Below are 13,941 nucleotides of genomic sequence, written 5' to 3'. Positions count from 1 at the left end.
CTGCTGGTCGGAGGCGGGGCGGTGGTCACGCGGCGGCGCGCAGGCACGTGACGGCGCACCGTGGCGTCCGGGCACGGTGACCGCGCACGGCGCTGTGCGGGCACCGAGACCGCGCACGGCGCAGTGCGGGCACGTGACCGCGCAGCCGGGGGCGGACAGGAAGATCCGGCGGTGACGGGGCGCGTCACTGGAAGTCCCGGGAGGTGGTGGCGATGCCGAGCGACAGCGGGGTCAGGTGCTCGGCGATGAGGTTGGTCGCCCCGTCGGCCCGCTCCAGCCGACCCCGCACGACCAGCGCGCGGGACGTGCGGGCGACCTTCCGGAACCGCTGCCACAGCCCGGTGCTGCACACGATGTTGAGCAGCCCGGTCTCGTCCTCCAGCGACAGGAACGTGACGCCGCCGGCCGTCCCGGGCCGCTGCCGGTGGGTGACGACGCCCGCGACCGCGACCCTGCGCCCGGCCTCGTGCCGGAACGCCTGCTCGACCCGCAGCACGCCCTGGGCGTCCAGGCCGTCGCGCACGTACTGGGTCGGGTACGAGTCGACGGTCACGCCGGTGGCCCAGGTGTCCGCGACGGCGAGCTCGACCGGGCTCATGCCGGGCAGTGTCGGTGCCTGCACGCCGACCGAGACGCCCGGCAGCGTGTCCGGCCCCTCCTGCGCGAGCGCGCCGGCGGCCCACAGCGCCTCCCGCCGTGTGACGCCGAGCGACTCGAGGGCGCCGCCGGTCGCGAGCGCCTCCAGCTGGGTGGTGCTGAGCTCGACGCGCCGCACCAGGTCGCGCAGGTCGGCGAACGGGCCGTGCGCGTCCCGCTCGGCGACGATCCGCTCGGCGACCTTCTCCCCCACGTTCCGCACGGAGGCGAGGCCGACTCGCACCGCCAGGGAGCGGGCGGGCTCGGCAGCCCCGGCGGACGCGGCCTGCTCGGGTCCCGCAGTCGCACCGGACGCGGCCTGCTCGGGTCCCGCAGTCGCACCGGACGCGGCCTGCTCGGGTCCCGCGGTCGTACCGGACGCGGCCTGCTCGGGTCCCGCGGTCGCACCGGACCCGTCGCCGGCCTCCTCGCCCCCGTTCCCGGGAGCCGGCCCGAAGGGCGGCGGCACCTCCGCGAACCCGCGCGCGCCGCCGGCCCGCAGCGGCGGCACCGGTGCCGTCCCGGACGGCCGCGGCGTCAGGCGCGGTTCCCCGCCGGCGGGCACGGGGCCGACCCGCTCGACCACGGCCTGCACCCCCGAGCGCTGCACGTCGGGCCGGAGCACCCCGATGCCGTGCCGGCGGGCGTCCGCGACGAGCGACTGCGGCGAGTAGAACCCCATCGGCTGCGCGGCGAGCAGCCCGGCGTAGAACGCCGCGGGGTGGTGCACCTTGAGCCACGAGCTCGCGTAGACGAGGAACGCGAACGAGTACGCGTGCGACTCCGGGAACCCGAAGTCCGCGAACGCCTTGAGCTTCTCGTACACCTCGTCACGCACCGGCTCCGGGATGCCGTTGCGGGTCATGCCGTCCATCAGCCGGGCACGCAGCGCCTCCATCTTCTCGATGCTGCGCTTGGAGCCCATCGCGCGTCGGAGCTGGTCCGCCTCGGCCGGAGTGAAGTCCGCGACGTCGATCGCCATCTGCATGAGCTGCTCCTGGAACAGCGGGACGCCGAGGGTGCGCTCCAGGGACTTCTCGAGCCGGGGGTGCGGGTAGGTGATCGGCTGCCGCCCCTGGTACCGCTCGATGTACGGGTGCACCGAGCCGCCCTGGATGGGTCCGGGGCGGATCAGCGCGACCTCGACGACGATCCCGTAGAAGCTCCGCGGCTGCAGGCGCGGCAGGGTGCCCATCTGGGCGCGGGACTCCACCTGGAACACCCCGACGGTGTCGGCGGCGCACAGCAGGTCGTAGACCAGCGGGTCCTCGTTGGGCAGCTGGTGCAGGTGGAGGCGCGGGCCGCCGTGCTTCTCGACCTCGTCGAACGCGAGCCGCAGGGCGGTGAGCATGCCGAGCCCGAGCAGGTCGAACTTCACGAGTCCCGCGTCGGCGCAGTCGTCCTTGTCCCACTGCAGGACGGTGCGTCCCTCCATGCGCGCCCACTCGACCGGGCAGACCTCGATGACGGGCCGGTCGCACATGACCATGCCGCCGGAGTGGATGCCGAGGTGCCGGGGCAGCCGCAGGAACCGGTCCGCCAGGTCGATGACCTGCTCGGGGATCTCCTCCAGGTCGCTCGCCGGGGGCGGCCGGTGCGCGGGGACGACGTCGTGGCCGTCGGCCGTCGGCTGGCCGGCCGCGCCGTCGGTGTCGTCGTGCCCCACGGGGCGCCGAGGGGCCGGTGCGGGCCCGGCGCCGGGCTCGTGGTTCCAGCCCCAGACGACGCCGTCGGGGTCCCGCTGCGCGGCGCGACGATCCTCGCGGGACACCGGCGAACCGGGCGGCGCGGCGGCGGGCGGGCCGACCGCGGGTGACGACGGGACCGGCCTGCCCGACGGCGAGCCCGGCGGGGTCGACGGCGAACCGGCCCCGGTCGACGGCGAGCCCGGCGGGGTCGACGGCGAGCCGGCCCGGGCCGGCAGCGCGCGCGCCCGGGTCGACGGAGGGCTCGGCCGGGTCGACGTCGGCCGGTCGGCGACGTGCTGCGTCGGCGGGGTCGCCGGCGCGGCAGCGGCCCGCGCGTCCGGCGCGCCGGTCCCGGCGCCGCGGCTCTCCCCCGACCACCAGGGGTGTCGCGGCGCGGGGCCCCGCAGGGTGCCCCAGCGCTCGATGGACTTGCTCCAGGCGTCCTGCTGCCCGACGTCGTACCCGAGCGCGCGGGCGGCGTCGCGCACGGCGGACCGGGCGCGGTACGAGATGACGTTCGCGACCTGCGCGGCGTGGGTGCGGCCGTGCTTGGCGTAGACGTACTGGATGACCTCCTCGCGGCGGCCGGACTCGATGTCGACGTCGATGTCCGGCGGCCCGTCGCGCTCGGGGGCGAGGAACCGCTCGAACAGCAGACCGTGCGCGACGGCGTCGACGGCGGTGACCTTGAGGGCGAAGCAGACGGCGGAGTTCGCGGCCGAGCCGCGGCCCTGGGCGAGGATGCCGTTGCGGTGGCAGAAGTCGACCAGGTCGTAGACGACCAGGAAGTAGCCGGGGAACCCGAGGTCCTCGATGACGCGCAGCTCGTGCTCGAGCTGCGCGTAGGCGCCGGGCACGCGCTCGGCCTCGGGCGGGCCGTAGCACTCCAGCGCACCGCGTCGGACGAGCTCGCGCAGCCAGGTGGCCTCGGTGTGCCCCGGCGGGACCGGGTACGGCGGCAGCTGCGGGGCGACGAGGTGCAGGTCGAAGGCGCACTCGTCGCCGATCGCGGCGGCGGTGGCGACGGCCTGGGGGTGCCGCCGGTGGCGGCGCAGCATCTCGGCGGCGGACGCGAGGTGCGCGGTCGGGGCACCGGGCAGCCAGCCGTCCAGGTCCTCCATCGACGACCGGGCGCGCACGGCGGCCAGCGCCATCGCCAGGTCGGCGTCGCGCGAGGTGGCGTAGTGCACGTTCCCGGTGGCGACCAGCGGCAGCCGGGCGCCGGCGGCGAGGTCGGCGAGGGCGTCGGCGAGCTCGGAGTCGTACGGCCCACCGCTCTGGGAGACCTCGACCGCCACGTTGTCCCGGCCGAACAGCGCGACCAGCCGGTCGAGCTCGACGCGCGCCCGGTCGACGCCCGCGGTGGTGACGCCGGGTTCGCGTCCGCCGTCGGTCAGCGCGTGCCGGACGGGACCCTTGCGGCAGCCGGTGAGCACGAGCCAGCGGCCGTCGGCCTGCTCGGCGAGCTGCTCCAGCCGGTACTCGGCCGCGCCCTTGGTGCCGGTCGCGAGGTGCGCCTCCGCGATGGTGCGGGACAGCGCCCGGTAGCCCTCGGGGCCGCGGGCGAGCACGGGCAGGTGCAGCGCCCGCGGGTCGGGCACGCCGGTCGGCAGGTCGAGGACGTCGGGCCCGCCGACGCCGGGGACGGGCAGGTGCAGCTCGGCGCCGAAGACGGTGGGGAGCCCGACCTCCCGCGCCGCCTCGGAGAACCGGACGACGCCGTACAGGCCGTCGTGGTCGGTGAGCGCGAGCGCGCTGAGCCCGAGCCGGTACGCCTCGGCGGCGAGCTCCTCGGGCTGGCTGGCGCCGTCGAGGAAGCTGAACGCCGAGTGAGCGTGCAGCTCGGCGTAGCGCGGTGCGTCAGTCATAGACGGCCTCGCAGGTCCAGCCGTCGGGGCGCCAGGCGAGCAGCAGGGCGCGGCCGTCGCCGAGCGTGACCTGCACGTGCACGCGCAGCCCCGCCTCGGTCGGCGACCACCAGCGCTCGGCGAGCGGCCACGGACCGGCCCAGCCCGCGACGTCGTGGTCGACGGCGGGCCGGCGGTCGGTGGCGTGCGTGCGGACGCGCACCGGGTCGCCGCTCATGGCGAACCGCCCGTCGAACCGGACCGGTCGCCCGGTGCCGTCCAGGACGTCCACCGGCGCGGGTCGCACGGGCACGGTGGCGGGCGCCGGCGCGGGCAGGTGACCGGGCCACGGCCGGTCGACGGGGCGGGGCGCGGCGGCCTGGGCGCCCCAGGGCTGCAGGTGCACCTGGTCGCGGACGTCCCGGCCGCCCTGCAGCGCGGCGGTCAGCACGCCGTCGCCGCCGAGCAGCCCCTGCACGCGGTCGAGCGCCCGGTGCGCGCGGAGGTCGCCGCCGGACGCGCCGCCCCACAGCCGGCCCTGCTCGGCGCCGGCGGGCGCGACGTCCTCGGCGGTGATGCCGAGCGCGACCAGGCCGATCGGATCGGCGTGCTCGTCGGGCTCGCCGCCGTCGGGGCGCGACCCGGCGCCGTGCTCGGCGGCCGCGGCGGTCAGCCAGCCCTCCAGCTGCCAGCGGATGCGGTCGGTGATCCGCGCGGCGGACAGGCCCCCGAGACCGCCCATGTCGGTGCGCCAGGCCCGGGTCAGCTCGGTGCCCTCGTCGGTCCGGGCGGTGATGCGCAGCCGCGCGCAGGTCACGGAGTGCTCGGTCAGCAGGGCGTGCAGCTCCTCCGCCAGCCGGCGACCGGCGAACGTCGCGACGTCGACGCGGTGCGCGGGCGGGTCGAGCTCGGTGCTGACCTCCAGGTCGGTCTCCGGCCGGCGGCGTGCCGGCGGACGCAGGTCCTCGCCGCGCACCAGCGTCCACGCCCAGGTCCCCCAGGTGCCGAACCGCGCGTGCACGTCGCCGGCCTCCAGCGCGGCCAGGTCGCCGAGCCGGCGCAGCCCGAGCCGGCGCAGCAGGTCGACGAGCTCGCCGACCGCGCGGCCGGCGTCGTCGGTCACCGCCGCGGGCGCGAGGTCGTCGACGGGGCGCGGCGCCAGGAACTCGCGCGAGGCGCCGGCCGGCACGACGGCGTCGGTGCGGGCGGCGAGGATCGCCGCGAGCAGGCCGTCGGCGGTGCCGACCTGGCACTCGTGCCCGGTCCGCTCGGCCACCACGGACACCAGGCGCTCGGCCAGCGTCTCCTCGGTGCCGTGGAACCGCGCCGCGCCACCGGCGGGCAGGAGCAGCAGACCGGGGCGGGCGACCTCGATCCCGGCGACGACGGCCTCGGTCGCGACGGCCACCGGCTCGAACAGCCGCGCGTCCCGGTCGTCGTCGGCGGGCAGCAGCACGACCTCGGGGCAGACACCCTGCGCCTGGCGGCGGCGCATGCCGCGACGCACGCCCTGGGCGCGGGCGATCGCGGACACGGCGGTGAGCCGCGCGCCGTGCTGGACGGCGGCGGGCAGGTGCGGGGGCACCTCCGCGGCGCGCACGGCGGCGACGACCGGCCAGTCCGGCACCCAGACGACGGTGGTGCGGGTGCTCATCCGACGAGCCTCAGGTCGGGCGCGAGCAGCGCGCCGTCGTCCGCCGGCTCCGGCCCGGCGACCTGCGCCGGCAGCGCGGCGGGGAGGTCTGCCGGGCCGGGACGGGCCACCTCGGCGGGGCGGGCAGCCGTGGCGACACGGCCGGCGACGGCGGGGAGCCCGTACGGGTCGGTGCCCACCTCGAGCGGCAGCACCACGCGCAGGTCCTGCGCCCGGCCCGCGCTGCCGCGGCCGGTGCGGGTGATCTGCACCTCGTGGGCGCGCAGCCGGCCGTCGCCCTCGCCGACCCCGGTCCACCGGCCGCCCTCGACGGTCAGCACGGTGCCCGCGCCGGGCCACGGTGCGGTGGCCAGCAGCACGGAGCCGCGGTCGCGGGCCCGCGCCATGAGCCGGCGGCGGTCGGCGTCGGCCAGGTGCGTGCCGGGACCCACCACCACGACGTCGATGCCGTCGAGCAGGGCCGCGACCACGGTGGGCGCGTCCACGCCGGGCTGCGGGACCACGGCGAGCCGCTCGAGCGCCACACCGGTCTGCGCGGCCGCGAGCAGGCCGAGGCTCGGCTGCCCGACGACGGCGGCCCACGCCTCCCGGGCGGTGCACGCGGCGGCGATCATCGCGAGCACCAGCGAGGTGGAGCCGAGCACCGCCGTCGTGCTCCCGCGCCGCAGGCCGTCGGGCAGCAACGGCGCGAGCGCGGGCGGCACGGCGAGCGGCGGCCGGTCGGTGAGCAGCACCGGGCCGCGCGCGGCGGCGGACCGGGACGCCGACCGCTGCCGGTCGGGCAGGCCGACCCGGTCGGGCAGGCCGAGCCGGTCGGACCGGTCGGGCAGGTCGGGCACGGCGACCGGGCCGGCGGGCACCGAAGCCGGGGCGGGGTCCTCGACGGGCACCACCGCGAGCGCCGTGGCGCCCTGCACGGGGGCGTCGGTCCGGCCGCCGGGCACGTCGGCGCGAGGTGCGACACTGCTCCCCGCTGCGGCACCACCCCCTGCGGCCGCGCCCGTCCCGCGCGGGGCGAGGCTGCGAGCGCCGGTCCGGAGCTCGGCGCTGACCAGGGCGGCGCGAGCCCGGGCGATCCGCTCCTCCTGGTTCACCGCCGCACCCCCCTCATCACCTGCCGGCGACCGCCGGGCACTCGTTCGAACACGTGTTCGATTGTGCCAGTAGACGCTGACACTCCGGCACGCGTCAATCCGGCGTCACCCGCCCTGGGGACCGCCGCCCGGCGCGCCCTGGACGACGCGCCGACACCCCCTGCGACACCTCCCGAGCGGGGGCATGATGACGGGACAGGCACACCCGTCCGGCGCCGCGAGGCGCCCACCAGGAGGAGGACCATGGCCGTCTCGCTGACCCGTCCCGTCGCCCCCGAGCCCTACGCGCTGCTGCCGTCCGTCCCGGACTTCGACGTCGCGAGCGCCGACGTCGGCCACGGGGAGCCGCTGCCCGCGACCTTCGCCGCCGACGGCGAGAACCTGTCCCCCGCGCTCGAGTGGTCGGGCTTCCCCGAGGGCACGCGCTCGTTCGTCGTCAGCTGCTTCGACCCGGACGCGCCGACGCCCGCGGGCTTCTGGCACTGGACCGTCGTGGACGTCCCCGTCAGCACGACGTCGCTCCCCCGCGGCGCGGGCTCCCCGGAGGGCGACCTGCTGCCCGAGGGTGCGTTCCAGGTCCGCAACGACGGCGGCACGACCGGCTACACCGGCTCCGCGCCGCCGCCCGGGGACCGGCCGCACCGGTACGTCTTCGCGGTGCACGCGCTCGACGTGGACCACCTCGACGTCACCCCGGACGCCACCCCGACGGCCGTGGCGTTCACGGCGCTGTTCCACACGATCGGCCGCGCGCTCATCGCCCCGACCTACCAGCGCTGACACCAGACCGGTCGCGCCGGGACCGCCGCCCGAGCGGTGGCGGCCCCGGAGCGCCGCTGCTACCAAGGTCGCGTGAGCTCACCGTTCCGGACGCCGCTGTCGGCGACCATGATCGTCGCCGGCGCGGCCGCCGGGCTGACCGGGGTCGCCCTGTGGACCCGGAGCGCCGCGACCGAGGGCGGGCCCTTCGACGGGAACACCTGGTTCCTGCTGCTGGCCCTCGCCGGTCTGGGGCTCGAGATGGCCGGCTTCTGGGTGCACGACCGCGGGCACCGCCGGCGCGGCGAGATCCCGCACGCCCTCTGGGGCCTCGACGACCGCAACCGGCCCGGCTGGCTCCCCCGCCGCGCCGCGCGCCCCCGCCGCCGGCGCTGAGCGGGCCGCGCCGACCCTCAGCCGGCGGTCGACGCCGCGTCCGCCCCCAGGTCCAGCACCATCCCCGTCGCCCCGGGTGCCACGTCCCGGAACCCGAGCGACTCGTACAGCGCCCGCCCCGGCGGGTCGGCCACGAGCGTGATGTACGCGCCGTGCGGCGCCCGTGCCCGCACGTCGTCCAGCAGCCGGGTCAGCACCCGGCGCCCGAGGCCGCGTCGCTGGTGCCCGGGGTCGGTCGCCATGTCCGCGACCAGGAAGTACCAGCCGCCGTCGCCGACGACCCGCCCCATCGCGACGACCTGCCCCTCGGCCGTCCGGACGTGGCACCACGACCAGCTCCCCGTGAGCGCCCCGGTGCCCTGCTCGGCGTTCTTCGGGGTGAGCCCCGACTCCCGGCGGAGCCGCAGGTACTCGTCGAGCGGCGGGGCCGCGGGGACGAGCACGTAGGGGTCGGCGGCGAACGGGTCGGCGGGCGCGGCGGCATCGGTCACGTCCGCCATCCTGCCCGTCCCCGGGTCGCGCGCGCCGCGGGGCGGGGGCCCTAGCCTGGGCGCACCGGGACCAGCCGGGGGGCGACGCGCTGAGGAGACCGTGATGACGGGCGAGCAGGCAGGCGGGCAGGCGGGGCACGTGGAGGGCGGCGCCTCCGTCGCGAGCGCGCGGGGTGCGGCGGCGCGGCCGACGGCCAAGGTCGCGGTGATCGGGGCCGGCGCGGTGGGCGCGACGCTCGCGTACGCGGTGCTGACCCGCGGCGCGGCGCGGGAGCTGGTGCTGCACGACATCGACGCCGCGAAGGTGCGGGCGCAGGCGCTCGACCTCGCGCACGGCATCCAGTTCATGCCGATGGCGCACGTGGTGGGCACCGACGACCTCGACGCGTGCGCGGGGTCGGACGTGGTCGTGGTGACCGCCGGCGCCAAGCAGCAGCCGGGCCAGTCGCGTCTCGACCTGGCAGCCCGCACCGTGGGTCTGATGCGGACGCTGATGCCGCGGCTGGCCGCGATCGCGCCGGACGCCGTCTACCTCATGGTGACGAACCCCGTGGACGTGGTGACCTACGCCGCGCTCCGGTACTCGGGGCTGCCGCGTGCGCAGGTGATCGGCTCCGGCACCGTGCTCGACTCCTCGCGGTTCCGGCTGCTGGTCGCCCAGCACGTCGGCGTGGCGGTGCAGAACGTGCACGCCTACGTGGTCGGCGAGCACGGCGACACCGCCGTGCCGCTGTGGTCCTCGGCGACGGTCGGCGGCGTGCCCGTGCTCGACCTCGAGCCGCTGGACGGGCGCCCGCCGCTGACCGCCGCGGACCGCGACGCGATCGGCCACGACGTCGTGCACGCCGCGTACGAGATCATCGCGGGCAAGGGCGCCACCAGCTACGCCATCGGCATGGCGGGGTCGCGGATCGTCGAGGCGGTGGTGAACGACGAGCACCGCGTCATGCCGGTCTCCTCCCTGGTGCGCGACTACCGCGGCATCGGTGACGTGTGCCTCTCGGTCCCGACGGTGGTGTCGCACGCCGGGGCCGGGACCCTGCTGCCGACGCCGATGTCCGACGCGGAGCTCGTGGCGCTGCGGCGCTCGGCGGACGCCCTGCGGGACACGGCGCGGCAGTCCGGCCTGTGACGCCCGCGGCACCGACCCCCGCCCGCCGACCGGGAGGCCGCGGGTGTCCGACGCGACGCTGACCCTGATCGTCCTGGGCGCGGCCGTCGCGCTGTTCGTGTGGAACCGGCTGCCGGTCACGGTCGTGGCCGTGCTCACCGCCCTCGCGCTCGCCGCCACGGGGGTCCTCACCGAGCAGCAGGCGCTGGCGGGGTTCGGTGACCCGGTCGTGCTGTTCATCGCGAGCCTGTTCGTGCTCAGCGACGGGCTGGAGGCCTCCGGCGTCACGGCGTGGGCGGGGCGGCAGCTGCTCGCCCGCGCGGGCACCGGGCGCACCCGGGTGCTGGTCTCGCTCATGGCGCTCGGCGCGCTGCTCGCCGCCGTCGTCACGCCCAACGGCGCGGCGGCGGCCGGGCTGCCGGTCCTCGCGCTGATCGCCCGGCGGTCCGGCATCGCTCCGTCCCGGCTCGCGGTGCCGCTCGCCTACGCGGCGAGCGCCGGCGCCCTGCTCACCCTCAGCGGCAGCCCGGTGAACGTCATCGTCGCCGACGCGCTGCAGGACGCGACCGGCCGCCGGTTCGGGTTCTTCGAGTTCGCCGCGATCGGGGCGCCGCTGGTGCTGGTCACGGTCGCGGTGGCGGTGCTCGCCGGCGACCGGCTGCTGCCCGACCGGCAGGCCACCACCCCGGAGGACGGGCCGGCGGCGGTCCGCCCCGTGCCGGACCGCCTCGGCGCGCGGGCGGCCTGGGCGGTCGGCGTGCTGGTCGTGACCGTCGCCCTGCTCGCGTCCGGGGCCGTGAGCGCCGCGACCGCGGGCCTGGCCGGCGCGGCGGCCATGGTGCTCACCCGGGCCACCACCGTGACGCACGCCCTGCGCGCGATCCCCTGGGAGACCCTGGTGCTCATCGGCGGCCTGGTCCCCCTGTCGGTCGCCGTCGCGGAGTCCGGAGCCGCCGACCTGGTCGCCGACGCGGTCGTGGGGGTGGTGCCCGAGGGCGACGGGCACCTGCTGCTGGTGGCCCTGTTCGTCCTGACGGTCACGCTCGGCCAGTTCGTCTCGAACGCGGCCACGGTCCTCGTGATCACCCCGATCGCGCTCGCTGCCGCGCAGACCGTGGGGGTCGCGGCCGAGCCGGTCCTCATGCTCGTCGCCGCCGCGGGTGCGGCCTCGTTCCTGACCCCGATCGCGACCCCGGCCAACATGATCGTGCGGGACGCGGGCGGGTACCGGTTCGGCGACTACTGGCGGCTCGGGCTGGTCACGACCGCGGCGTGGCTCGCGGTGGTGGTGGTCGTCGTGCCCCTCGTCTGGCCGCTGCACCCGCGGTGAGACGACGACGCGGTCGACGTCCGCCGGGCTGCCGCCAGGAGCTGCCTGCGGACCGTCCGGCGCCCCGGCGGGGCCGTGGGTAACCTGCGGCCATGACCCTCACGCTCGGATCCCTGACCTGGTCGCGCGCCGTGGACCGCCTGGACCTGCTCGCCGAGTCGACCGCCGCCGCGCTGTCCGGCTGGGCCGCCGTCGCCCCGCAGGTGGCCGAGGCCGTGCAGGTCACCGAGATCGACCCGGAGCTCGCCGACACCGCGGCGATGACCGAGGCGTACGACCTGCCGCTCGTGGTGTCGGCGAACTGCGTCCTGGTGTCGGGCCGGCGCGCGGGCGACGAGCGGGTCGCCGCGGCGGTGGTCCGGGCGACGACGCGGGCCGACGTGAACAACGCGGTGAAGCGGCTGCTCGACGTGCGCAAGGCGTCGTTCCTGCCGATGGACCGCGCCGTCGAGGACTCGGGCATGGAGTACGGCGGCATCACGCCGATCGGCCTGCCGACGGGCTACCGGGTGCTGCTGGACGCGGGCGTCGCGCAGGAGGACCCGGAGGCGGGCGGCACGGTGATCATCGGGTCCGGGCTGCGCCGGTCGAAGATCGCGCTGCCGGGGTCGCTGCTGGCGACGATGCCGGGCGTCGAGGTCGTCGAGGGCCTGGCCCTGGCCTGACCCCCGCCGGTCCCACGACGTCCTGACCTGCGGCGCGGCCCAGCCACGCGGCGGCCGGCGTCCGCCGCGCGCGCCCGTCGCTCGCCGCGCGCGACCCCGCCCGCACGGCTAGCGTGACCAGCACGGGGACCGGCGCCCGACGCCCGCCCCGCGCCGTCCTCGAGCAGCCGGGGGCACCACGCCCGCGCGACGCCGCGCGGCACGCCCAGGACGAGGGACCCATCCCATGCGCGCACCGTCGCCCCGAGGCCCGCTCAGCGAGCGGGTCCTGCACGCCCTCACGACCGGGGACGTCGACGCGGCGCTGCCGGAGCAGGCCGCCCGCACGGCTGCCGCGTCGGCGGACCTGCTCGTCGACGAGGACGTGCAGATCACGCTGACCGCGCTGTACGAGCTGCACTACCAGGGCCTGGATGGGGTGGACGACCGCCTGGAGTGGGACCCGACGCTGCTGCGCGTGCGGGCGGCGCTCGAGGACCGGTTCGAGGCGCAGCTGCGGCGGGACGTCGCGGTGCCCGAGGACCTGCTGGTCGAGCTCGAGGCGAACACGGAGCGCGAGGGGCTCGGCCCGGCCGTCGCCCGGGCGCTGTTCGACATGACGAGCCGCGACGACGGCCCCAGCCTGTCCGCGTACGTCGCGCGGAAGGCGACCGACGCGCAGCTGCGGGAGATGCTGATCCAGCGGTCGGTGTACCAGCTGAAGGAGGCGGACCCGCACACCTGGGCGGTCCCCCGGCTGCTCGGCGTCCCGAAGGCGGCGCTGGTGGAGATCCAGGCCGACGAGTACGGCGGCGGCCGGCCCGAGCGGATGCACGCGGCGCTGTTCGCCCGCACGATGCGCGGCCTGGGGCTGGACGACACCTACGGCCGGTACGTCGACGACGTGCCGGCGATCACGCTGGCCTCGGTGAACATGATGAGCCTGTTCGGGCTGCACCGGCGGCTGCGCGGCTGCATCGTGGGCCACCTGGCCGCGTTCGAGATGACGTCCTCGCAGCCGAACCGGCTGTACGGCAACGGGTTCCGCCGGCACGGGTACGACGCGGACGTCACCTGGTACTTCGACGAGCACGTCGAGGCGGACGCGGTGCACGAGCAGATCGCGGGCCGGGACCTGGCCGGCGGCCTCGTCGAGCAGCAGCCCGCGCTCCGGGACGACGTGCTGTTCGGCGCGGCGGCGTGCCTCGCGGTCGACGGCCGGGTCGGGCGGCACCAGATCGAGCGCTGGACCGCCGGCGAGTCCTCGCTGCGCCGACCGCTGGCGGTGGGGAGCGCGGCATGAGCCCGGGCGGCCCGGCGCTGCCGGACGCGGAGTACGTCCTGCCGCTGCGCTGGGCCGACGACCGCGACCTGCCCGACCTGGTCGCGTACCTCGGCCGGCTCGTCGCCTGGCTGCCGGTGACGGTCGTCGACGGGTCGGACGCCGACCTGTTCGCCGCCCACGACCGCGCGTTCCCGCCCGCGGTGCGGCACGTGCACCCCGACCCGCACCCCGGCCGGAACGGCAAGGTCGCCGGGGTCGTCACCGGGCTGCGGCTGGCCCGCGCCGACCGCGTCGTGCTGGCGGACGACGACGTGCGGTACGACCGGCCGACGCTGGAGGCGGTCCTGGACCGGCTGGCCGACGCCGACGTGGTCCGCCCGCAGAACGTGTTCGACCCGCTCCCCTGGCACGCCCGCTGGGACACCGCGCGGATGCTGGTCAACCGGGCGGTGGGCGGCGACTACCCCGGGACGCTCGCGCTGCGGCGCTCCGCCCTCGGGCCCGAGGGCTACGACGGCGACGTGCTGTTCGAGAACCTGGAGCTGCTGCGCACCGCCCGGGCGCGCGGCGGGGTGGTGCGGCGCGCCGACGACCTGTACGTCCCGCGCCGGCCGCCGACCGCCCGGCACTTCCTGGGCCAGCGTCCGCGCCAGGCGTACGACAGCCTCGCCCAGCCCGGCCGGTACGCCGCCGAGCTGGCGGTGCTCCCCGCCGTCGTCCTGGCCGCGCGCCGCGCCCCGCGCGCCCTGCTGGTGCTCGCCGCCGCCGCGTGCGCGCTGGCCGAGGCCGGCCGGCGCCGCGCCGGCGGGGCCGCCCGGTTCCCCGTCACCGCCGACCTGCTCGCCCCCGTGTGGCTGCTCGAGCGCGGGGTGTGCGCGTGGCTCGCGCTCGCCCTGCGCGCGACCGGCGGCGCCCGCTACGGCGGCGCCCGGCTCCCGCGCGCCGCGACGCCGCTCCGGGAGCTGCGCGCCCGTGCCGCGGCGCACCCGGCCGCGGGCGTCGAGCC

General features: G+C 77.5%; 11 protein-coding genes. 7 read left to right on the top strand and 4 right to left on the bottom strand.

Annotated elements, in window-relative coordinates:
• Positions 1-184 precede the first annotated feature (184 nt).
• Genes G6556_RS11185 through G6556_RS11175 form a run of 3 tightly spaced genes read right to left on the bottom strand, consistent with a single transcriptional unit; the run spans position 185 to position 6,742 of the window.
• Positions 185-4,192, bottom strand: a complete 4,008-nt coding sequence (locus tag G6556_RS11185) for a PHP domain-containing protein (protein ID WP_166941312.1) — start codon at positions 4,190-4,192, stop codon at positions 185-187.
• The gene (locus G6556_RS11180) at positions 4,185-5,825 is read right to left on the bottom strand and encodes a DNA polymerase Y family protein (protein ID WP_166941310.1); all 1,641 of its coding nucleotides are present in this window, start codon (positions 5,823-5,825) and stop codon (positions 4,185-4,187) included. Before G6556_RS11180 ends, G6556_RS11185 begins: the two co-directional genes overlap by 8 nt.
• The gene (locus G6556_RS11175) at positions 5,822-6,742 is read right to left on the bottom strand and encodes a hypothetical protein (RefSeq protein ID WP_166941308.1); all 921 of its coding nucleotides are present in this window, start codon (positions 6,740-6,742) and stop codon (positions 5,822-5,824) included. The genes G6556_RS11180 and G6556_RS11175 overlap by 4 nt, the downstream gene beginning before the upstream one ends.
• Positions 6,743-7,162: 420 nt before the next feature.
• On the opposite strand from G6556_RS11175, the gene G6556_RS11170 reads away from it, so the two are divergent.
• Complete coding sequence (locus tag G6556_RS11170) at positions 7,163-7,699, top strand: YbhB/YbcL family Raf kinase inhibitor-like protein (protein ID WP_166941306.1); 537 nt, start codon at positions 7,163-7,165, stop codon at positions 7,697-7,699.
• 72 nt (positions 7,700-7,771) lie between these two features.
• Entirely contained in the window at positions 7,772-8,074 is a 303-nt protein-coding gene (locus G6556_RS11165) for a hypothetical protein (RefSeq protein ID WP_166941304.1), read from the top strand.
• 17 nt (positions 8,075-8,091) lie between these two features.
• On the opposite strand, the gene G6556_RS11160 is transcribed toward G6556_RS11165, so the two are convergent.
• Complete coding sequence (locus tag G6556_RS11160) at positions 8,092-8,574, bottom strand: GNAT family N-acetyltransferase (protein WP_166941302.1); 483 nt, start codon at positions 8,572-8,574, stop codon at positions 8,092-8,094.
• A gap of 94 nt (positions 8,575-8,668) precedes the next feature.
• On the opposite strand from G6556_RS11160, the gene G6556_RS11155 reads away from it, so the two are divergent.
• From G6556_RS11155 to G6556_RS11135, 5 genes are all read left to right on the top strand, one after another.
• Complete coding sequence (locus G6556_RS11155) at positions 8,669-9,697, top strand: L-lactate dehydrogenase (protein WP_166941300.1); 1,029 nt, start codon at positions 8,669-8,671, stop codon at positions 9,695-9,697.
• A gap of 43 nt (positions 9,698-9,740) precedes the next feature.
• A complete protein-coding gene (locus tag G6556_RS11150) occupies positions 9,741-11,006 on the top strand; it encodes an SLC13 family permease (protein ID WP_166941298.1) in 1,266 nt (421 codons plus the stop codon).
• A gap of 92 nt (positions 11,007-11,098) precedes the next feature.
• The gene (locus tag G6556_RS11145) at positions 11,099-11,671 is read left to right on the top strand and encodes a YbaK/EbsC family protein (protein WP_166941296.1); all 573 of its coding nucleotides are present in this window, start codon (positions 11,099-11,101) and stop codon (positions 11,669-11,671) included.
• Between the two features lie 226 nt (positions 11,672-11,897).
• The gene (locus G6556_RS11140; RefSeq protein WP_166941294.1) at positions 11,898-12,953 is read left to right on the top strand and encodes an iron-containing redox enzyme family protein; all 1,056 of its coding nucleotides are present in this window, start codon (positions 11,898-11,900) and stop codon (positions 12,951-12,953) included.
• A partial coding sequence (locus G6556_RS11135) for a glycosyltransferase family 2 protein (RefSeq protein ID WP_166941293.1) occupies positions 12,950-13,941 on the top strand: 992 nt, incomplete at its 3' end. The genes G6556_RS11140 and G6556_RS11135, both read left to right, overlap by 4 nt.

The sequence above is a fragment of the Cellulomonas sp. IC4_254 genome, assembly GCF_011603975.1.
Classification (GTDB): Bacteria; Actinomycetota; Actinomycetes; order Actinomycetales; family Cellulomonadaceae; genus Cellulomonas.
This window is presented reverse-complemented; position numbering and strand designations above follow the sequence as displayed.